This is a genomic window from Amycolatopsis sp. GA6-003, assembly GCF_046267895.1.
Classification (GTDB): domain Bacteria; phylum Actinomycetota; class Actinomycetes; order Mycobacteriales; family Pseudonocardiaceae; genus Amycolatopsis.
In genome coordinates this window covers 6829538-6850076 of the sequence record NZ_CP176499.1, presented here as the reverse complement: position 1 = coordinate 6850076, position 20539 = coordinate 6829538, and the positions used below count along the sequence as shown (strand labels likewise).

General features: G+C 69.4%; 19 protein-coding genes. 6 read left to right on the top strand and 13 right to left on the bottom strand.

Annotated features, from left to right (window positions below; translation table 11 throughout):
• Positions 1-96 precede the first annotated feature (96 nt).
• From F9C12_RS31065 to F9C12_RS31055, 3 genes are all read left to right on the top strand, one after another.
• The gene (locus tag F9C12_RS31065; protein WP_409462719.1) at positions 97-1278 is read left to right on the top strand and encodes a TetR/AcrR family transcriptional regulator; all 1182 of its coding nucleotides are present in this window, start codon (positions 97-99) and stop codon (positions 1276-1278) included.
• Between the two features lie 402 nt (positions 1279-1680).
• Complete coding sequence (locus F9C12_RS31060) at positions 1681-2976, top strand: acyl-CoA dehydrogenase family protein (protein ID WP_409186904.1); 1296 nt, start codon at positions 1681-1683, stop codon at positions 2974-2976.
• Between the two features lie 74 nt (positions 2977-3050).
• On the top strand, positions 3051-4262 hold the full coding sequence (locus F9C12_RS31055; protein ID WP_409462718.1) for an acyl-CoA dehydrogenase family protein: 1212 nt from the start codon (positions 3051-3053) through the stop codon (positions 4260-4262).
• A 46-nt stretch (positions 4263-4308) separates the two neighbouring features.
• Here F9C12_RS31055 and F9C12_RS31050 read toward each other — a convergent pair whose 3' ends face one another.
• Both F9C12_RS31050 and F9C12_RS31045 read right to left on the bottom strand, forming a co-directional pair.
• Complete coding sequence (locus F9C12_RS31050; RefSeq protein ID WP_409462717.1) at positions 4309-5046, bottom strand: hypothetical protein; 738 nt, start codon at positions 5044-5046, stop codon at positions 4309-4311.
• Positions 5047-5357: 311 nt separating this feature from the next.
• Positions 5358-5720, bottom strand: a complete 363-nt coding sequence (locus F9C12_RS31045) for a winged helix-turn-helix transcriptional regulator (RefSeq protein WP_409185300.1) — start codon at positions 5718-5720, stop codon at positions 5358-5360.
• A 75-nt stretch (positions 5721-5795) separates the two neighbouring features.
• Between F9C12_RS31045 and F9C12_RS31040 the strand changes: the two genes are divergently transcribed.
• Complete coding sequence (locus tag F9C12_RS31040; RefSeq protein ID WP_409462716.1) at positions 5796-6725, top strand: NADP-dependent oxidoreductase; 930 nt, start codon at positions 5796-5798, stop codon at positions 6723-6725.
• On the opposite strand, the gene F9C12_RS31035 is transcribed toward F9C12_RS31040, so the two are convergent.
• From F9C12_RS31035 to F9C12_RS30995, 9 genes are all read right to left on the bottom strand, one after another.
• Positions 6722-7669, bottom strand: coding sequence for an NADPH:quinone reductase (locus tag F9C12_RS31035; RefSeq protein WP_409462715.1), 948 nt, complete (start codon positions 7667-7669; stop codon positions 6722-6724). The genes F9C12_RS31040 and F9C12_RS31035 overlap by 4 nt on opposite strands.
• A 72-nt stretch (positions 7670-7741) precedes the next feature.
• Complete coding sequence (locus tag F9C12_RS31030; protein WP_409462714.1) at positions 7742-8797, bottom strand: alpha/beta fold hydrolase; 1056 nt, start codon at positions 8795-8797, stop codon at positions 7742-7744.
• Positions 8798-8900: 103 nt separating this feature from the next.
• A complete protein-coding gene (locus F9C12_RS31025; protein ID WP_409462713.1) occupies positions 8901-9764 on the bottom strand; it encodes an SDR family oxidoreductase in 864 nt (287 codons plus the stop codon).
• A 61-nt stretch (positions 9765-9825) separates the two neighbouring features.
• Entirely contained in the window at positions 9826-10335 is a 510-nt protein-coding gene (locus tag F9C12_RS31020; protein ID WP_409462712.1) for a GNAT family N-acetyltransferase, read from the bottom strand.
• Positions 10336-10394: 59 nt separating this feature from the next.
• A complete protein-coding gene (locus tag F9C12_RS31015) occupies positions 10395-11552 on the bottom strand; it encodes an acyl-CoA dehydrogenase family protein (protein WP_409462711.1) in 1158 nt (385 codons plus the stop codon).
• The gene (locus F9C12_RS31010; RefSeq protein WP_409462710.1) at positions 11549-13534 is read right to left on the bottom strand and encodes an acetyl/propionyl/methylcrotonyl-CoA carboxylase subunit alpha; all 1986 of its coding nucleotides are present in this window, start codon (positions 13532-13534) and stop codon (positions 11549-11551) included. The genes F9C12_RS31015 and F9C12_RS31010 overlap by 4 nt, the downstream gene beginning before the upstream one ends.
• A 5-nt stretch (positions 13535-13539) precedes the next feature.
• Entirely contained in the window at positions 13540-15153 is a 1614-nt protein-coding gene (locus tag F9C12_RS31005) for a carboxyl transferase domain-containing protein (RefSeq protein WP_409185292.1), read from the bottom strand.
• Positions 15154-15274: 121 nt separating this feature from the next.
• A complete protein-coding gene (locus tag F9C12_RS31000; protein ID WP_106964916.1) occupies positions 15275-15772 on the bottom strand; it encodes a hypothetical protein in 498 nt (165 codons plus the stop codon).
• Between the two features lie 52 nt (positions 15773-15824).
• Positions 15825-16415, bottom strand: a complete 591-nt coding sequence (locus F9C12_RS30995) for a TetR/AcrR family transcriptional regulator (RefSeq protein ID WP_409185291.1) — start codon at positions 16413-16415, stop codon at positions 15825-15827.
• A 196-nt stretch (positions 16416-16611) separates the two neighbouring features.
• Here F9C12_RS30995 and F9C12_RS30990 point away from each other — a divergent pair, with 196 nt between their 5' ends.
• Positions 16612-17382, top strand: a complete 771-nt coding sequence (locus F9C12_RS30990) for an SGNH/GDSL hydrolase family protein (protein WP_409185290.1) — start codon at positions 16612-16614, stop codon at positions 17380-17382.
• A 58-nt stretch (positions 17383-17440) separates the two neighbouring features.
• On the opposite strand, the gene F9C12_RS30985 is transcribed toward F9C12_RS30990, so the two are convergent.
• Positions 17441-18568, bottom strand: coding sequence for a homoserine O-acetyltransferase (locus F9C12_RS30985; RefSeq protein WP_409462709.1), 1128 nt, complete (start codon positions 18566-18568; stop codon positions 17441-17443).
• Positions 18565-19872 (bottom strand): bifunctional o-acetylhomoserine/o-acetylserine sulfhydrylase, encoded by a 1308-nt coding sequence (locus F9C12_RS30980; RefSeq protein WP_409462708.1) that lies wholly within the window; start codon positions 19870-19872, stop codon positions 18565-18567. The genes F9C12_RS30985 and F9C12_RS30980 overlap by 4 nt, the downstream gene beginning before the upstream one ends.
• Positions 19873-20041: 169 nt before the next feature.
• On the opposite strand from F9C12_RS30980, the gene F9C12_RS30975 reads away from it, so the two are divergent.
• Positions 20042-20530: a hypothetical protein gene (locus F9C12_RS30975; protein WP_409462707.1), complete on the top strand. Its 489-nt coding sequence runs from the start codon at positions 20042-20044 to the stop codon at positions 20528-20530.
• Positions 20531-20539: the final 9 nt, after the last annotated feature.

The following is a 20539-nucleotide window of genomic DNA, read 5'->3' as shown; positions in this document are numbered from 1 at the left end:
GGCCAGTAGGTGCTAATGGCCATTAACATAGCCCCGGTGAACCCCATGGTGTCAATGGGTTGCTGTCGTTCCGATTAGCGCTATGGTCAGTTCACCATGAGTACGTCTCCCGCCCGCGGCACGCGCCCTCGCGACCGCAAGGCCCAGCTCGCTGCCGTCGCGGCCGAGCTGTTCCGCGCGCGGGGGTTCCACGGCGTAGGGATCAACGACATCGCCGCCGCGGCGGGCGTCACCGGCCCCGCGCTGTACCGGCATTTCTCCGACAAGCAGGCGATCCTGGCCTACGTCGTGCTCGCCGGGATCGACGACATGGAATCGGCCACCGCGGCCGCGCTCGCCGATTCCGCGCCGCCGCCCGAACAGCTGAACGCCCTGCTCACCGGCCTCGCGACGCAGGCGGTCGAGCGCCGGGAGATCGCCGCGCTGTGGCGCTGGGAAGGCCCGCATCTGCCCCGCGAGCAGCGCCGGGAAATCCGCCGCCGCTCCGGCGCGGTGCTCGACGCGTGGACGAAAGCCCTGCTCACGCTGCGTCCGGAGCTGTCCGCGGATGAGGCCGAGCTGCTGTGCTGGGCCGCGCTGTCGGTGTTCGGAAGCGTCGCGGTGCACCACACCTCGGTGGCGCGCAAACGCTTCGTGCCGCTGCTGGTCGAACTGGCTCTGGCAGTGCTCGACGTCTCACTGCCGGTTCCGGAAGAGCCCGCGCCGCCGGTCGCGAGCAGCCTCGGCACGCCGTCCCGCCGCGAGCAGGTGCTGACCGCCGCGACCGGCCTGTTCGCCGAACGCGGCTTCCACACGGTGAGCATGGAGGACATCGGCGCCGCGGCAGGCATCGCCGGGCCCAGCGTCTACCGGCATTTCCCCAGCAAGGCCGCGCTGATGGTCGCCATCGGACACCGCGCCGCCGACCGGCTCGCGCTGGCCGCCGAACAGGCGCTGCAGGCCGCCGACGAACGGTCCGCGCTCGGCCGGCTCGCCGCGTCGTACGTGCACATCCTGCTGCGCACCCCGGAGCTGCTGGTGTCCTTCACCGCGGACCGCGTGACCATGCCGGAACGCGACAAGGCCGACCTGCGCCGCGTCCAGCGCGACTACGTCGACCAGTGGGTTTCCTTGCTGTGCGCGGTGTTTCCGGAGCTTCCGGCGCGCGAGGCGAAGATCCGGGTGCACGCCGCGCTGACCATCGCGAACGACCTCAGCCGGACCGGGCGGATCAAAACCAGGCCGAATCTGCAGGCGGAGCTGACCGCGGTGCTGCACGCGGTCCTCGGGCTTCGCTGAACGCGGCGAGGTCTTCGAAAGTGGTTTTCTGTTTTGAGTTGTGACTTCAGTAGTGAAGTACTTCAGGGGTGAAGTCACGGCTTCAGAGAGAAGAGAACCTCGCGAGGTCGGTCGCACGCTGTCAGCGAGACCGCTCCGATCGGTCGCCCATCCGGGGCACCCTCTGCCGTGCCCACGAGGTTTCGCGCGGACGGAGGCCACCGCGGCACGACCCCCGAGCACAGCTGGCGATGTTCGGCGCGATGGGCGGTGATGTTCCTCGTCACGCACGTCGCCAGCCCGGCGGCCGGTCGCCGAGTGAGCCGGGCCGCACTGGCGGATTCCGGATCGCCACGCTAACCTACTCGTGAGTAGGTAACGCGAGGGAGATGCTGCATGGCTGCGCCAAGGAAACGAGACGCGATGGGCCTCGGCCTGGCCGCGCTCACCCGGTTGGCCGGGAGCAAGGCGATCGACCGGGTCGGGCTGCGCGGACCGGTGCAGAACCTGGTCAAGACGGGGACCCGCAACGGTTTCCGCGTGGCGGGGGCGGCGACCCGGTCGTTCACGTCGGTGCAGCGGCTGGGCAAACCGGCGCGGCTGGCGAAGCCGGACGACCGCGGGCTGTTCGACCTGACGCCGGACGAGGACCAGAAGCTCATCGTCGAGACGGTCAGCGAGTTCGCCGCCGAACAGCTGCGTCCGGCCGCCGCGGACGCCGACGAGAAGCTCGCCGCGCCGGAGGGCCTGCTGAGCCGCGCGGCCGAGCTGGGCATCAGCCTCGTCGGGATTCCGGAGGAACTCGGCGGCGCGGGCACTGAGCGTTCGGTCGTGACGAACGCGCTGGTCGCGGAGGCGCTCGCGCACGGAGACCTCGGGCTGGCGGTGGCCGTGCTGGCCCCGTCGGCAGTGAGCACCGCGCTGGTCGCGTGGGGCGATGAGCAGCAGCAGGCCGACTACGTGCCCGCGTTCACCGGCGAGCAGGTGCCCGCCGCGGCGCTCGCGCTGCTGGAGCGGACGCCGTTGTTCGATCCGTTCAAGCCCGCCACCAAGGCGAAGCGCACGCCGAAGGGCTACCAGCTCGACGGCGTGAAGTCGCTCGTCCCGCGGGCGGCGGAGGCCGAGCTGTTCCTGGTTTCGGCCGATCTGGAGGGCCGCGGCCCGGCGTTGTTCCTGGTGGAATCGTCGAACGCGGGCGTGACGATCGAGTCCGAACCGGCGATGGGCCTGCGCGGCGCGGCCACCGGGAAGCTGCACCTGGAGAAGGTTTCGCTGCCCGCGGGCGCGCTGCTCGGCGGCGGAAAGGCGGACGTGTTCACCGAGGTCGTCCGGCTTTCCCGGCTCGGCTGGGCGGCGCTCGCCGCCGGTGTCGGCAAGGCCGTGCTGGACTACGTCGTGCCTTACGTGAACGAGCGCACCGCGTTCGGCGAGCCGATCAGCCACCGGCAGGCGGTCGCGTTCTCGGTGGCGGACATCGCGATCGAACTGGAGGGGCTGCGCCTGGTCACGCTGCGCGCGGCTTCGCGAGCCGAGCAGGGCAAGGAGTACGCGCGGGAAGCGGCGCTCGCCCGCAAGCTCGCGACGGACAAGGGCATGCAGATCGGCAACGCCGGCGTGCAGCTGCTGGGCGGGCACGGGTTCGTGAAGGAGCATCCGGTGGAGCGCTGGTACCGCGACCTGCGAGCGATCGGCGTGATGGAAGGCGCCGTCCTCCTCTGACCCGCTCCCCTCGTGAGTGCTCAGCGCGGTTCTCACCGCCGTTGCCGCTCACGACCCCTCCGAAAGGCACCCCCATGATCAACCTGGAAGCTCCGAAGAAGGCCGGCGCGCTGATCAACCAGGCGTACCAGGCCGCGGCCGAGGTGTTCCGGCCGATCTCGCGCAAGTACGACCGCGCCGAGCACACCTATCCGTCCGAATTGGACATGTTCGCCGCGCTGCTGGACGGGCTGAACTCCTCCGGCGAGGGCGGGGCGGGCGCGGCTGGCGTGCGACGGTCCGAAAAGGACGACGGTCCCAAGGGAAACCGCAACGGGGCCAACCTGAACGTGGTGCTCGGCACGATCGAGATGTGCTGGGGCGACGTCGGCCTGCTGCTGTCCATGCCGCGGCAGGGCCTTGGCAACGCGGCGATCGGCTCCGTGGCGACCGACGAGCAGCTCGAGCGGTTCAAGGGCCTGTGGGCCGCGATGGCGATCACCGAACCCGGCTGCGGTTCGGACTCGGCCGCCATCACCACGACGGCCACCAAGGACGGCGACGACTACATCCTGAACGGCGAGAAGATCTTCGTGACGTCCGGCCAGCGCGCCGACGCCGTCGTGGTCTGGGCGACGCTCGACCGCACGAAGGGCCGCGCCGCGATCAAATCGTTCGTGGTGGAGAAGGGCACGCCCGGCTTCGAGGTCGTGCGCGTGGAGCACAAACTGGGCATCCGCGCGTCCGACACCGCCGTGCTGCGCTTCGAAAACTGCCGTGTCCCCGCCGAAAACCTCCTGGGCACGCCGGAAATCGACACGGCCAAGGGGTTCGCCGGGGTCATGCAGACCTTCGACAACACCCGCCCGCTGGTGGCCGCGATGGCGATCGGCGTCGCCCGCGCGGCGCTGGACGAAACCCGCCGCATCCTGACCGAAGCGGGCGTGGTCATCGACTACGACCGCCCGGCCCTGACCCAGCACGCGGCGGCCGCGACCTTCCTGCAACTGGAAGCGGACTACGAGGCGGCGTACCTGCTGACGCTGGAGTCGGCGTGGATGGCGGACAACCGTCAGCCGAACTCCCTGCAGGCGTCCATGGCGAAGGCGAAGGCCGGCCGGACCGTGGTCGACGTGACCTTGAAGTGCGTCGAGCTCGCCGGGGCGTACGGGTACACGGAGGAATCGCTGCTGGAGAAGTGGTCGCGGGATGCCAAGATCCTGGACATCTTCGAGGGTACGCAGCAGATTCAGCAGCTGATCGTGGCCCGGCGGGTGCTGGGCAAGACTTCGGCTGAACTGAAGTGACCGAGGCCGCTCGGCCCGCCTCACCGGGGCGGGCCGAGCGGTTCCCTTACTCCATCTGCTTCTTCCCCGTCGACTGCCCGAAGAAGTAGCCCAAAATCAGCAGGAACGCGCTCGACAGCACCTGGTTGATCTCCACGTGCGCGAACATCGCGGCCACCACCGACAGGCACATCACCAGCAGGATCGCCGCTCCGACGTAGGTCGCGACGGATTCCTTGGCCAGGAAGTTCTGCCACACCTTGGCTTTCCGCTCGTACTTGTCGATTTCCGCGGCCATCGCCGCCGCGTCGACTTCGGCGATCTTGCGGCTCGTTTCCTTCAGTTCGCCGTCGATCTCGCCGGTTTTGCTTTCGAACTCGCCGAGCAGCCGGTGGAATTTCTCCTTGGTTCCGGCGTCGTCGACTACCGACACCGCGTTCCTGAGCTTGTCGATCTCCTCTTCGACGGTCAATCCGTTGATCAATTCGAGGATCTGCTCGCGCCGTTCCAGGCAGAACTTCAGCGCGCTGCGGTCGGAGTTCACCTTGCGGGCGGCGTCGGAACGTCCTTTCGCCGCCTTCTCCGTCGCCAGCGCCGCCTTGTGCAGCGCGAGCTTCTTCCGTTGCCGGGCGATGACGGCGTCGAGCCGCTCCAGCGACGAGCGGAGTTCGTCGACGGACTGCGTCTCGAGCGAGGAGCTGTCCAGTCTGTCCTTGACGAATTCCAGCTCCATCCGCCTCCGCAACCGGCCGTTCCGATGGTCGGTTTCTTCGAATTCGACTACGCGATCTTCTTGAACGCTCATGGTATTTCCTGTTTGCTGGAGTGCGTGATTCCGGACCGGGGACGCGCCGTCAGCGACGCGTCGGTCGTCTACGCAGCTCCTGGTCCGCCGCTTCGGACCGCGGCGGCATGCTCGCCCCCTGGAACACCATCGGCCTCCCTCTGCCGACTGCAGTGACCTGCGGATCGCGGGCGGGCCCTCCGGCGTTGCACTCTGTTGCCAGCCGTCGCCGTTCCGAATTCGAATCGTGACCGTGCCTGCCGCGAGACCGATTACGAAAAGAGCAGTTCATTCGGTATTACCCGGGGGAATTCGCCGTTTGCAGGTCTTGCTCAACCGTTTTGCGCGGCTGAATCCAGTGCGTCCAGAACCGCGTCCCCATTCGCGCGGGCCCACTCCGTCAGGGTGTGGATCGGCTCGATCAGCGTCGCGCCCAGCGGGGTCAGTTCGTACTCGACGCGCGGCGGGGCCTCCGCGTACGCCTGGCGGCGGACGAGACCGTGCGCTTCGAGGCGGCGCAGGGTCTGGGTGAGCACTTTCCGGGAGATGCCGCCGATCAGCTCGACCAGGTCGCCGTGCCGGACTGGGCCTTTGCTGAGACCGGCGAGCACGACCACTGTCCACTTGTCGGCGATCAGCTCTACTGCCAGCCGCGCCGGGCAGTCGGCGAGGAAGACGCCGCGGGAACCGCTCATGGAATCCAAGGTACCCGCAGGTACCTATCGGACTCCTAGCCTGGTTTTCGTTCCCCTCCAGAAATCAGGAGAGTCATGCGAGTCATCACCCAGCATCAGCTCGGCGGCCCCGAAGTGCTCACGATCGCGGACGCGCCCGAGCCCCGGGCCATCCCGACCGAGGTCCTCGTCCGGGTCAAGGCGATCGGGCTGAATCCGTTGGAGGCGCGGCTGCGCGAGGGAGAGTTTCCGTTGCTCGGCGAGCCGCCGTTCGTGCTCGGCTGGGATGTCAGCGGCGTGGTCGAAGAGGCGTTGACGTGGCGGTTCCGGCCGGGCGACGAAGTGTTCGGGATGCCGTTGTTCCCCCGTGCGGCCAACGCGTATGCCGAGGTCGTGGCTGCTCCGGCCCTGCATCTGGTCCGCAAGCCGAAGGAGCTTTCGCACGTCGAGGCGGCGGCGTTGCCGGTCGTCGGGCTGACGGCGTGGCAGGGGCTGGTCCACCTCGGCGGCGTCGAGGCGGGCAGTCGCGTGCTGGTCCACGGCGGGGGCGGCGGGGTCGGGCACGTCGCGATCCAGATCGCGAAAGCCCTTGGCGCGCACGTGATCACGACCGCCAGCGAGAGCAAGCGGGAGTTCGTCGAGGGGCTCGGCGCCGACGAGGTCGTCGACTACCGGAAGGTCGACTTCGCCGAGGCGGTGCGCGAGATCGACGTTGTGCTCGACACTCTTGGCGGCGACAGCGCCGAGCGGTCGCTCGGGGTTCTCCGGACGGGCGGGCATCTGGTGACGGCGGTCGCGGACGAAGACACGGAGTTGATCGCGAAGTTCGAGGCGGCGGGAATGCGGTTCAGCGGCATCGCGGTCGACCCGGATCCGGACGGGCTACGCGGGCTGGTCGACCTGGTGGAGCAGGGCAAGCTCCGGGTCCACGTGCAGGAGACGTTTCCGTTCGAGCGCGTCGCCGACGCGCATCGGCTGCTGGACCGCGGGCATCTTCAGGGCAAGGTTGTGCTCACGGTGGCTTAAACCGTCAGCACGATCCGGCCTCGCGCCTCGCCTGCTTCCTGCAATCGGTGCGCCTCGGCGGCCTCCGACAGGGGCAGGCGAGCGCCGATCCGGGGGCGCAGGATTCCGGTGGACAGCGCGCGGTTGACGACGCGGGCCGCGGAACCCAGTGCGGCGATGCCGGCGTTGCTGATGGCGAAACCGCGAATGCTGGCGTCGCGCGTGTACAGCTGGCCGATCGGCAGGGTCGGGGTCGACTGCATTCCGGCCATCGCCACGATGCGGCCGCCGCGGGACAACCGCGGCACCGCCGAGACCAGGTCGTGGTGTCCGGCGTTGTCCCACAGCAGATCCACTGCCGGGAGTTTGCGGTAGAGGTCGGGATCGGCGTAGTCGAAAACCTCGTCGGCACCGCATTCCCGGCACCACTGCGCGTCCGCGGCGCGGGCGGTCGCGATGACGCGCAGGCCGGCGGTCGAAGCAAGTTGGACGACCGCGCTGCCGACGCCGCCGCCCGCGCCCAGCACCGCGATCGTCTCGCCGTACCCGGCGTCGGCGTGCTCGAAGAGGCCAAGGTACGCCGTCGCCGCGGTGTGCAGGACGGCTACGGCGTCGTCGGAAACGCCTTCCGGCAACGGGTAAAGCCGGTCTTCCGGCACCGCGCAGAGTTCGGAAAAGGAGCCTTGCCTGCCGTCGTGGCCGAGGCTGTTGCACCACACGCGGTCGCCGGGCGCGAAGCGGTCTACTGGCGATGAGACAACAGTGCCCACCAGATCCCGGCCGATGACGAACGGGAACGTAAGCGCGGTGGGATAAGCGCCGGAGCGGATGAAAGTGTCGACGTGGTTCACCGCCACCGCGGACACTTTCACCAGCACTTCGCGCGGACCCGGCTCGGGATCCGGGAGCTGACCGACCTTGATCTCGGAACTGTCGCCGGGCGACGTCACGTATGCAGCGATCACCGGTTCACGGTACCGCCGGTTTTTCCCGGCCGCGCGCGGATTCCCCGCCGCCCGCGATTCCCGCGGAAACGGTCAGCTGATCCGGTCGTCCAAAAACTCGTCCAGGTAACGCCAGGTCGTGCCCCGCGCGCGGCGTCCGGTCAGCACGCCGAGATGCCCGCCGGGCGCGGTGCGGAACCGGACTTCCGGCGCGTTTTCCAGCAGCTGCACCACGCGTTCCACCGACGCTTGCGGCGCGATGGTGTCGTTTTCGCCCGCCACCACCAGCATCGGCGTCTTCACGTCGGACAGGCTGATCTTGCGCCCGTTCAGGTCGACGGTGCCCTCGGCGAGGTCGTTGGTGCGGAACAAGCGGTGGTACAGCTGGCCGAACGTCCGCCCGGGGTAGGCGTACATGTTGTCCATGAAGTGGTCCACCGCCTCGATCTGCGCGAGGTAGTCGCGGTCGTCGAGGTTTTTCAGGATCGCCAGCGGTTTCGTGATCTCCTTGGAGATCCCGGTGGCGCGGAACACCCGGGTGACCAAATAGGACGGTGCGCCGCCGAACACCCGGTACACCGGGGTGAGCAGATGGCCGCCGGTGAGGTCCACGAGCGGGCGGAACGGCGCGACGATCGGGATCGCGGTGAAATCGACCGGCGAGCCGACCGCGGTGATCGAGTCGATCGGCAGGCCCGGCTGGTCCGCGCTGACCAGCATGGAGAAAATCCCGCCGAGCGACCACGACACCAGGTGCACGCCCTGTCCGCCGGCGTCCTCGCTGACCTTCCGGATCGCCCTCGGCAGCACCTCGTCGATCCAGTGCTCGATGCCGAGGCGGCGGTCGGAGAAGGCGACCATGCCGTAGTCCACGAGGTACGTCGGCCGCCCGCCCTCGACCAGGTGCTCGATGAGGCTGCAGCCGCGGCGCAGGTCGAAGCACAGCGCGGGCGCGGCCAGCGGCGGCACCAGCAGCACCGGCGGGCCCGAGACCTCGGACGCGCCGTGCGTCATCCGGTACACCGACCGGTTGGGCCCCTGGTCGATCAGCACCCTCGGCATCGGCCGCAGATCGGCGACCCCACCCTGGAAAACCTTGCCCACGACGTTGGCCGCCGCGGCGGCCAACCGGGCCGGTGGGGAAACCATCTAGCGCCTCCTGGAACTCGTCTTCTGCCGGGCATCTTGCCGTGCGGGCGGGCGCGGCATCAACACGCCACTCCCGCAAGCACCGGGCAAGCGCATGTCCGGCTCAGCTGCTCTCACCAGGCGGGATGGACGGCGCGCTCCGGGCGGCGCGGCCCTCGTACTCGGCGCGCTCGGGCGAATGCGCGGCCGACGCCAGCAGCTGGTCGCCGCCGAGCGCGCGCACCAGCCACTCGCCGAACGCACGCGGGAACAGCCGGGTGATCCGGCCGGTCAGATCGAGCGATTTCGGGACGAAGACGTCGAACTTCGGCCGCTCCAACGCGTCGACGATCGCCGCCGCGACGTCTTCCGGGCCCACAGACTTGATGAACCGCGCCTCGCCCAGCCCGGACGCGAGTTCCGTGCGCACCACCGCGGGCATCACGCACGACACCTCGACGCCGGTGCCGCGCAGCTCCAGCCGCACCGCCTCGGACAGACCGACCACAGCGTGTTTCGTGGCGCAGTACGTGGCCGCTCCGGAGAATCCGGACTTTCCGGCCATCGACGCCACGTTAACGATGTGCCCGCGGCCGCGCGGCTTCATCCGCTTGACGGCCTCGCGGGTGCCGTGCACGACGGCGTGCACGTTGATCTCCAGCAGCCGCCGCGTGGCCGCGTCGTCCTCCTCGTCCAGCGGGGAGAGCGGCATGATCCCGGCGTTGTTGATCAGCACGTCGAGCGGTCCGACGGTGCGTTCGACGTCGTCCAGGAACGCGGTGAAGGCGGCCGTGTCGGTGACGTCCAGCGGCGCGGCGACCACGTCCGGGCCCAGCTCGCCGGCGGTTTTCTCGGCGCGGACCCGGTCGAGGTCGCCCAGCACCAGCCGGGCCCCTCGCCGGTGCATCGCGGCGGCGGTGGCCGCCCCGATGCCCTGCGCGCCGCCCGTGATCACGACGACCTTTCCGGAGAGCGACTGCCTGGCCATGGCGGACTCCTCGGCTCTATTGACACTTAGCCAATATCGTCCTCCGGATCAGTCCGGGCCGCTATCCCCCAACCCGCTGTTCGAGGACCTGGCCAAGCCAGCCGTCGACGGTGAACTGCTCGGTCGGCGTGAAGCCCTGGCTCTCGTAGTAGCGCGGCAGATCGCCGTCGCCGCCCGCCCAGCAGTCGACGCGGACGAGATCGATCCCGCGCCGTTTCGCCTCGTCCATCGCGTGCTCAAGCAGCCGCGAGCCGACGCGGTGCCCGGTGAACTGCCGGGAGGTGATCAGCAGCCGCACGTACAGTTCGGGCTCTTCGACCTTCGGCGCGTACGGCATCGCTTCCCCGAGGATCAGCGCGCCCGCAGGTTTGCCGTCGATCTCCGCCATCCGGAACTCGGGATCGGCCGCGTACTCGCGCACCCGCTCGACCCGCTTCGGGATCGTGCTCCACGGTTCGGTGCCCCACTGGCCCGCGCTGCCGCGCGCGACCAGCCACTCGACGGCGTCGTCGAAAAACCCCAGCAGTACGTCTGCGTCTCCGGCGACCCCAGGCCGGACAGTGAACTCCATAGGGACAAGTGAAGCAGCGCCGCCGGGACTCCACCCGGACGCCCCGGCGGCGCTGGGTCTCAGGCCCCCACTCCGAGGTGGCGTGCGATCAGCATCTTCTGGACCTCGCTGGTGCCCTCGCCGATTTCCAGGATCTTCGCGTCGCGGTAGAAGCGGCTGACCGGGAACTCGTTCATGAAGCCGTATCCGCCGAAGATCTGCGTGGCGTCGCGGGCGTTGTCCATCGCCGCGTTCGACGCCACCAGTTTCGCGATCGACGCTTCCTTCTTGAACGGTTCGCCGCGCAGCATCTTCGACGCCGCCTGGTAGTACGCCAGCCGGGCGGTGTGCGTGCGCACTTCCATGTCCGCGATCTTGAACTGGATCGCCTGGTACTCGCCGATCCGGTGGCCGAACGCCACGCGGTCCTTCGCGTACTTCAGGCATTCGTCCACGCAGCCCTGCGCGAGCCCGACGCTCAGCGCGGCGATCGCCACCCGTCCTTCGTCCAAAATGGACAGGAACTGCGCGTAGCCGCGGCCCCGCTTGCCGACCAGGTTGTCCGCGGGCACCCGGACGTCCGAAAAGGACAGTTCGTGGGTGTCCGAGCAGTTCCAGCCGACCTTCGAGTACTTCGGGGCCACCGCGAAGCCCGGCGTGCCGGACGGGACGATGATCGCCGAGATCTCCTTGCGGCCGTTCTCCATCACGTCGGTGACCGCGGTGACGGTGACCAGCTTCGTGATGTCGGTGCCGGAGTTGGTGATGAACGCCTTGCTGCCGTTGATGACCCACTCGTCGCCGTCGAGCCGGGCGCGCGTGCGGGTGGCTCCGGCGTCGGAACCGCCGCCGGGTTCGGTGAGGCCGAATCCGCCGAGCGCCTTGGCCGTGGTCAGCATGGGCAGCCAGGTTTCCTTCTGCTCCTGGGTGCCGAAGCGGTAGATGGGCATCGCGCCGAGCGAAACCCCCGCCTCCAGCGTGATCGCGACCGAGGAGTCGACCCGGGCCAGCTCCTCCAGCGCGAGGCACAGCGCGAAGTAGTCCCCGCCCATGCCGCCGAATTCCTCCGGGAACGGCAGGCCGAACAGGCCCATCTCGCCCATCTTGGCGACCAGTTCGTACGGGAATTCTTCCTTCTCGTACAGCGGGCCGATCACCGGCGCGACCTCCGCCTGCGCGAAGTCCTCGACCGTCTTGCGAAGCGATTCGTATTCCTCGTCCAGCCGGAAGTCGATCACTGCTTCTCCTCTGCTGCGCTCACCACGGCCAGCGTCTCGTCGAGCGCGACCTGCTGGCCGGCCCGCACCGAAAGCTCAGTCACCACACCGTCGATCGGCGCGGTCACGGTGTGCTCCATCTTCATCGCCTCGACGACCAGCAGCGGCGTGCCCGCGCTCACCACGTCGCCTTCGGCGGCCTTGACCACCAGCACCGTTCCCGGCATCGGGCTCTTCACCGGGCCGGCGCCCGCCGCCTCGCCGCGCGAGGACAGCGTCACTTCCTGGTCGGCGAACGCGAACGACTTGCCTTCGCGGGCCAGCCACACTGTCCGTTGTGGACCGTCGGCGCAGCGGTAGCGCTCCACGCCGTTCGCCCGGCGGACTTCGAGCAGATCGCCCTCGCGGCGGGCGGAAACCCGCACCGGTTCCGCGTCGTCCACTCGCACCGTAGCGTCCGACGGCGTGCCTTCGACGCGCACGACGGCTTGGTTTTCCCCAGTGCGCAAGCGGAAAGTGATCCCGCCGGGTCCGCTGAGCCGCCATCCGCTCGGGATGTCCCACGGGTCCACGACCGCGCCGGTCGGCTGCAGCGCGAGCAGCCGGTCCATGGCCGCGGCGACGAAGAACCCGGCCGGGACTTCCGAGGAGACCAATTCGGACAGTCGCCGGTCGACCAGTTCGGTGTCCAGCCGTCCGGCGCGGACGTCCTCGTCGGCGAGCAGGCCGCGCAGGAACGCGATGTTCGTGCCGAGCCCGAGCAACGCGGTGTCGGCCAGCGCGCGGTCCAGCTTCTGCAGCGCCGACGCGCGGTCCGGGCCGTGCGCGATGATCTTCGCCAGCATCGGGTCGTAGTTCGAGCCGACCACCGCGCCGACCGACATCCACGAGTCCACCCGCACGCCGTCGCCGGAGGGCTCGTGCACGGCCAGCACCGTGCCGCCGGTCGGGATGAACCCGCGCGCCGGATCCTCGGCGTAAACCCGGGCTTCGACGGCGTGCCCGTCGAGGCGCACGTCTTCCTGCGTCAGTCCGAGAGGCTCCCCCGCCGCCACCCGCACCTGCCAGGACACCAGGTCGAGTCCGGTCACCATCTCCGTGACCGGGTGCTCGACCTGCAGCCGGGTGTTCATCTCCATGAAGAAGAACTCGTCCGGGTTGTGCGCGGACATGATGAACTCGACGGTGCCCGCACCGACGTACCCGACCGACCGCGCGGCTTCGGCGGCCGCCGCGCCCATTTTCGCCCGGGTCGCCTCGTCCAGCAGCACCGACGGCGCTTCCTCGATGATCTTCTGGTGCCGCCGCTGCAGGCTGCACTCGCGTTCGCCGAGGTGCAGCACGGTGCCGTGGGCGTCGGCCAGCACCTGGATCTCGATGTGCCGCGGCGTGGTGACGAACCGCTCCATCAGCAGCGTGTCGTCGCCGAACGAACTCTTCGCCTCCCGGCGCGCGGACTCGATCGCGGCGTCCAGTTCGGACTCATCGTGGACCAGCCGCATGCCCTTGCCGCCACCGCCGGCGGACGGCTTCAGCAGCAGCGGATAGCCGACTTTCGCCGCCGCTTCGGCGAAGCCGCCTTCCGGAATGTCCACATCGGACGCACCAGGCACGACCGGCACTCCGGCCGCGGACACCGTGGCCTTCGCCCGGATCTTGTCGCCCATTTTGTCGATCGCTTCCGGCGGCGGGCCGATGAACACCAGCCCGGCCTCCGCGCACGCCCGCGCGAACGCGGTGTTCTCAGCGAGGAAGCCATACCCCGGGTGCACCGCCTGCGCGCCGGTTTCCCTTGCCGCGTCGATGATCGCCGGGATCGAAAGGTAGCTCTTCGCCGCTTCGGCCGGGCCGAGGCGCACCGCGGTGTCGGCCTCGCGCACGTGCCGGGCATCGGCGTCCGCGTCGCTGTACACCGCGACCGAACGGATCCCGAGCGCACGCAGCGAACGGATTACGCGAACCGCGATCTCCCCGCGGTTGGCGACCAGAACAGTCTCGAACACCCTCATCACATCCGGAAGACGCCGTAGTTGACCTCGGGCAAAGGCGCGTTGGCCGCGGCCGACAGCGCGAGCCCGAGCACCGTGCGGGTGTCCGCCGGGTCGATCACGCCGTCGTCCCACAGCCGCGCCGTGGAGTAGTACGGGCTGCCCTGTTCCTCGTACTGCTCGCGGATCGGGTCCTTGAAGGCCTCTTCGTCCTCAGTGGACCATTCGCCGCCGCGGCCCTCGATCGCGTCGCGGCGGACCGTCGACAGCACCGAGGCCGCCTGCTCGCCGCCCATCACGGAAATCCGCGCGTTCGGCCACATCCACAGGAATCGCGGCGAATACGCCCGGCCGCACATGGAGTAGTTGCCCGCGCCGAAGGAGCCGCCGATGATCACGGTGAACTTCGGCACCCGCGCGCAGGCCACCGCGGTGACCATTTTCGCGCCGTGCTTGGCGATGCCGCCCGCCTCGTACGCGCGGCCGACCATGAAGCCGGTGATGTTCTGCAGGAACACCAACGGGATCGAACGCCGGTCGCACAGTTCGATGAAGTGCGCGCCCTTCATCGCGGATTCGGCGAACAGCACGCCGTTGTTCGCGATGATGCCGACCGGGTGACCGTGGATGTGCGCGAAGCCGGTGACGAGCGTCGAGCCGTATTCCTTCTTGAACTCCGCGAACCGGCTGCCGTCGACGATGCGGGCGATGACCTCGCGCACGTCGTACGGGGTGCGCGAATCCGTCGGCACCACGCCGTACAGTTCGCGTTCGTCCACCGCGGGCGGTTCGATCTCCTTGACGTCCCACGGCCGCGGCGTGCGCGGGCCGAGCGTGGAGACGATGTCGCGGACGATGCGCAACGCGTGCGCGTCGTCGTCCGCGAGGTGGTCGGTGACGCCGGACTGGCGCGCGTGCACGTCGCCGCCGCCCAGTTCCTCAGCGGTGACGACCTCGCCCGTCGCGGCTTTCACCAGCGGCGGGCCACCGAGGAAAATCGTGCCCTGATTGCGCACGATGACCGCTTCGTCGCTCATCGCCGGGACGTACGCGCCACCCGCGGTGCACGAGCCGAGCACGGCGGCGATCTGCGGGATCCCGCGCGCGGACATGGTGGCCTGGTTGTAGAAGATCCGGCCGAAGTGCTCGCGGTCCGGGAAGACCTCGTCCTGGCGCGGCAGGAACGCGCCGCCCGAGTCGACCAGGTAAATGCACGGCAGGTTGTTGTGCAGGGCGACTTCCTGCGCCCGCAGGTGCTTCTTCACCGTCATCGGGTAGTAGGTGCCGCCCTTGACCGTGGCGTCGTTGGCCACGATCACGCATTCGCGGCCGGACACCCGCCCGATCCCGGTGATGATGCCCGCCGACGGGGCCTCGTCGTCGTACAGCCCGGTGGCCGCGAGCGGCGAAAGCTCGAGGAACGGGGATCCCGGGTCCAGCAGCGTGTCCACCCGGTCCCGAGGCAGCAGTTTGCCGCGTTCCACATGACGGGCGCGCGATTTCTCCGGCCCGCCGAGCCGGGCGGCGGCGAGCCGCTTGTGCAGATCCTCGACCAATTCTCCGTGCGAGGTGACGCTCCGGGCGAAGGCGTCGCTGTTCGGGTCCGCGGAACTGCGCAGTACCGGCGTGTCCATGGCTCTCCGTCGAGACGTTAGCGGTCGTTAACTCCGCCGGAGATGTTAGTGCTCGTTAACCGCCGTGTCCAGCCCAGCACGAAGCACCCGGCCGCGCGACCGGGTGAAAGGAGGGAGCAGGTCAGCCCGCGACGGCGTCGGAGATCCAGCCGGCCACCGGCAGATCCCGTTCGAGGCATTCGACCGACAGCCGGATCGTCCAGCGCAGCGCCTGCAGCAGGAGGCTGTCCACCTCGTTCGGCGCGGCGCTCGCCAGCGCGATCTCGACCTGTTCGCGCGCGGCGGCGGTGTTGCCGTGCACCTCGGCGAGGAGCGTGCGGACGGCGGTGCGCACCGGCGGATCCGCCTGGTCGATCGAAACCTCTTCGCCCGCTTCGTCGAAAACCTGCACCTTGACCGGGGCGGTGCCGCCGTCACCGAGCGTGGACACCATCGCGCTGCACTCGCCGAAGAGCAGCAGCATCAGCTCTTTGGTTTCCTCGTCGCGTTCGCCCGGCTCGTCGGACGAGGGCGTGACCTCTTCCAGCGCCTCCGTGTCCTCGCCAAGACTGATGGCGACGAGCGCGCGCTGTGCCTTCTCGACGAGCCGCTGCTCGCCCTCGCTCCGGTCCGCGGTCACGTGCCTATCAAACACCAGACCGGCGGTCGGCGGGATACCCCGGATCGCGGCCTCAGCCCGCCGCGGAAAGGGCGCCCAGCGCGAGGCGGCACAGCAGATCGGCGAGCGCGCTGTCACCGAGATGGCGGTTGTAGGGCGTGGAGTTGATCAAGCCGAACACGGCGTGTGCCGCCGACCGCGCCTGGCGTTCGCCGAGGCCGGGCACAGCTTCGCGAATCGCCCGCACCCACACCTCGACGTACTGCCGCTGGAGCGCGCGCACCTGCTTGCGGTCACCGTCGGTGAGGTTCGCGAGATTGCGCTCCTGCACGGTGATCAGCGACGGATGCTCGAGCGCGAAGTCGACGTGGAAGCGGACGAGCGCGGCCAGCAGCTCGTCCGGGGCGCCGCCCGCCGCGGCGAGCTTGGTGCCGCCTTCGAGCAGGTAGTGGCTGATCGAGTTGAGCATTTCCCCGAGAATCGCGTCCTTGCTGCGGAAATGCCGGTACAGCGCGGGACCGGAGATGCCGACGGCCGCGCCGATGTCGTCGATGCCGACGCCGTGGAAACCGTGGTGGGCGAACAGCTCGGCGGCGGCGGAGAGGATCTGTTCCCGCCTGTTCGGCTTCGCGCCGTTCACCAGTGGGAGGGAATTCGCCGACATCCGCACATAGTAGGTCCCGCGGTTAGCGAACGCTAACTTACCGTCCTACTTCCTGCTTGAGCCAAGTGGAGGCACCCGGATTTGAGGGGTGTCTCGTGGGGATTGCACCTGGTAAAGCTTTACCGCGTCAAGCTGTCACGACAGGAGTGACCTAATGGCTGCAAACACCCGTCAACCATCACGACGCATCTTTCGGATGTGCGCGGCCCTGGGGGTCGCTCTCGCTGCCTCGCTCGGCTTCGCCACCGGTGCGAGCGCTGCGTCGCAAAACTACGTCGCGCTCGGCGACTCCTACTCATCCGGGGTAGGCGCCGGGAGCTACGGCGATTCCGGCAGCTGCAAGCGCAGTGCCAACGCGTACGGCCAGCTGTGGGCCAACGCCCACTCCGGCACCAATTTCACCTTCCTCGCCTGCTCGGGCGCGAAGACCGGCGACGTGCTGAACCAGATCAGCTCGATGCCGTCCAACGCCACCTTGATCACGCTCACCGTGGGCGGCAACGACGCCGGGTTCACCGACGTGATCAAGACGTGCACGCTGGGCAGCGACCAGACCTGCGTGGACCGGGTCAACACCGCCAAGACCTACGTCCAGAACACCCTGCCCGGGCTGCTGGACAAGGTGTACTCGGCGGCCAAGAGCAAGGCCCCCGGCGCCAAGCTGGTCGTTTTGTCCTACCCGCGCTTCTACACCGTGCCGGGTTCGTGCAACGTCGGGCTGAGCGACACGAAGCGGTCGGCGATCAACTCCGGGGCGGACACGCTGGCTTCGGTGCTGTCGTCGCGGGTTTCCGCCGCCGGCGGCAAGTTCGTGGACGTGCGCTCGGCGTTCGTCGGGCACAACATCTGCTCGTCGGCGAGCGACTACCTGCACAGCTTGACCTGGCCGGTGGACGAGTCCTACCACCCGACCGCCGCCGGGCAGCGGGGCGGCTACTACTCGCCGTTGACCTCGGCGATCGGCTGACAATTTTCGCGAAGACGCGTGAGGGCCGCCTTGGTTTCGAGGCGGCCCTCACCGCGTCTCAGCCCAGCAGGGTCTTGACCAGCGCGGCGATCTGCTCGGTCTCGATGAGGAACGAATCGTGGCCGTACGGCGAAGTCAGCACCGCGGCCTCGCCGCCGACCGCGCCGGCGATCTCGTGCGACTGGTACGGCGGGTAAAGCCGGTCACTGTCCACCGCGGCGACCACCGTGCGCGCGGTGACCCGGCCCAGTGCGGCGGCGACTCCGCCGCGGCCGCGGCCGACGTCGTGGGTGTTCATGGATTCGGTGAGCACCACGTAGGAACCCGCGTCGAACCGGCGGACGAGTTTGTCCGCGTGATGGTCCAGATAGGACTCGACCGCGAACCGGCCGCCGGTCAGCGGATCCTCGTCCGGCTGCGGCCGGTTTCCGAAACGCGTTTCCAGTTCGGGTTCGCAGCGGTAGGTGACGTGCGCGATCCGCCGGGCCACGCCCAGTCCGCGGTGCGGGCCCTCGGCCGCGGTGTAGTAGTCGCCGCCGTGCCAGGCCGGATCGCTCCGGATCGCGTGCAGCTGCGGTGCGGCCCAGGCGATCTGCTCGGCGGACGCGCGGGCGGTCGAGGCGAGAACGAGCGCGGAGGCGACCCGATCGGGTTGACTTGCCGCCCATTCGAGAGCCCGCATCCCGCCCATCGAACCGCCCGCGACGGCGGCCCAGCGTTCGATGCCGAGCGCGTCCGCGAGGGCGGCTTCGGCGGCGACCTGGTCCCGGACGGTCAGGGCCGGGAACCGGCTGCCCCACGCCTCGCCGTCCGGAGCGGGCGAGGACGGGCCGGTCGATCCCTGGCAGCCGCCGAGCACGTTAGGGGCGACGACGAACAGCTCGCCGGTGTCGAAAGCCTTGCCGGGGCCGATGAGTCCGTCCCACCATCCGGAACTCGGATGTCCGGGTCCGGCGGGGCCGGCGGCGTGGCTGTCGCCGGTGAGCGCGTGCTCGACGAGGACAGCGTTGGACCCGTCGGAGTTGAGCGTTCCCCACGTTTCGTACGCGAGGGTGTAGCCGGGCAGGGTCGCACCGGCCTCCAGCGCGAGCGCGCCGGAGCCGGTGAACCACTGCCGGTTGCCGGGTGGGTCCCCCGCCCGCCACGCGCCGGTGACGGGCGGAGGACTCGCGCCGGGATCCGTCACAGCGCCGCCTTGGCGGCCCGGAAGCCCGCCTCGAGGTCGGCCTTCAGGTCCTCGATGCCTTCCAGCCCGACGGCGAGCCGCACGAGGCCCGGCGTGACGCCGGCGGCGACCTGCTCGTCCGGGCCGAGCTGGCTGTGCGTGGTCGACGCCGGGTGCACGATCAGGCTGCGCACGTCGCCGAGGTTCACCAGCTGGCTGTGCAGTTCGGTGCCGTCGACGAACTTCCGGCCCGCCTCGACGCCGCCGCGCAGCTCGAACGACAGCACCGCGCCGACGCCGCGCGGCAGGTACTTCTGCGCCGCCGCGTGGTACGGGCTCGACGGGAGGCCGGCGTAGTAGACCTTCTCGACCTCGTCGCGCTCCTCCAGCCATTCCGCGAGCGCCTGCGCGTTGGCGGAGTGCCGTTCCACGCGCAGCGACAGCGTCTCGATGCCCTGCAGGATGAGGAAGCTGTTCAGCGGGGCGATCGCCGCGCCGGTGTCGCGCAGGATCTGCACGCGCGCCTTGGCCGCGAACGCGCCCGGGCCGAGCGCCTCCCAGTACTTGAGACCGTGGTAGCTCGGGTCGGGCTCGGTGAAGCCGGGGAACCGGGCCGGGTCCTTGCCGAAGTCGAAGGTGCCGCCGTCGACCAGCACGCCGGCGACCGTCGTGCCGTGGCCGCCGAGGTACTTCGTCGCCGAGTGCACGACGATGTCCGCGCCGTGCTCGATCGGGCGGACCAGGTACGGCGTCGGCACCGTGTTGTCCACGACCAGCGGGACGCCGACCTCGTGCGCGACGTCGGCGACCTTGCGGATGTCGAGGACGGCGCTGCTCGGGTTGGCCAGCGTCTCGGCGAAGAACAGCTTGGTGTTCGGCCGGACCGCGGCCCGCCACTGCTCGGCGTCGTCCTGGTCGTCGATGAAGGTGACCTCGATGCCGAGCTTCGGCAGCGTGTAGTGGAAGAGGTTGTAGGTGCCGCCGTAGAGCGACGGGCTGGTGACGAAGTGGTCGCCCGCGTTGGCCAGGGTCAGGATCGCCGCGGTGACCGCCGCCGAACCGGAGGCGAACGCGAGACCGGCGACGCCGCCTTCGAGGGTGGCGACGCGCTGCTCCAGCACGTCCTGGGTCGGGTTGTTGATGCGTGTGTAGATGTGGCCGGGCTCGGCGAGGCTGAACAGGTCCGCCCCGTGCTGCGTGTCGCGGAAGACGTACGAGGTGGTCTGGTAGATCGGCGTCGCGCGGGCTCCGGTGGCCGGGTCGGGCGCCGCCCCCGCGTGGATCTGCTTGGTCTCGAAGGACCAGCTCGTGGTGTCTTCCGGCATGTGCTCGCTCCTAGCGGTCGGGATCGGGTCGGCTGGGCGCGACGCTAACCAGGCCGGACGAAACGCCCAACCGCTCTCACGGGATGAGAGCCCTACGCACCCGGACGTAGGAAGAAATGCCGAGCGCTGACGGACGACGCGACACTCCGGTAAAGCGCACGCTCAGCGCATGGACTGGAGAATGCGGCCGGCGACCCGGAAGTGGTTCCTGTTCGGCCACGTCGTCACGTCGGTCGGCTGGATCGGAGCCGAACTCGCGGTGCTGATCTGCAGCGTTCTCGCGATCGCCGAGCTCGATCCGGTGACCACGCGCAGCGCGAACGTCATCGCCGGGGTGCTCGCCGGGACGCTCTACTTCCCGGCCAGCCTGCTCGCCCTGGCGACCGGGGTCGTGCTCGGGCTGGGCACGAAATGGAAGCTGGTGCGCTACCACTGGGTGCTGTGGAAGCTGGTGGCGACGCTGGCCCTGTTTGTCGGCGGGAACCTGCTGGTGGTGCCCTCTTTCGTCGCGCACGGCGAGCAGGCCGCGCGCGGTGAGGTCGTCGGCGCGAGCGCGGTGTCCGGCACGGGGGCGATGAGCGTCGGGTTGACGTTGCTGTTGGCGGCGACGCTGGTGTCGTACTTCAAACCCTGGCCGAAGGTGTTTCGCGCTAACTAGTGCCGCGGG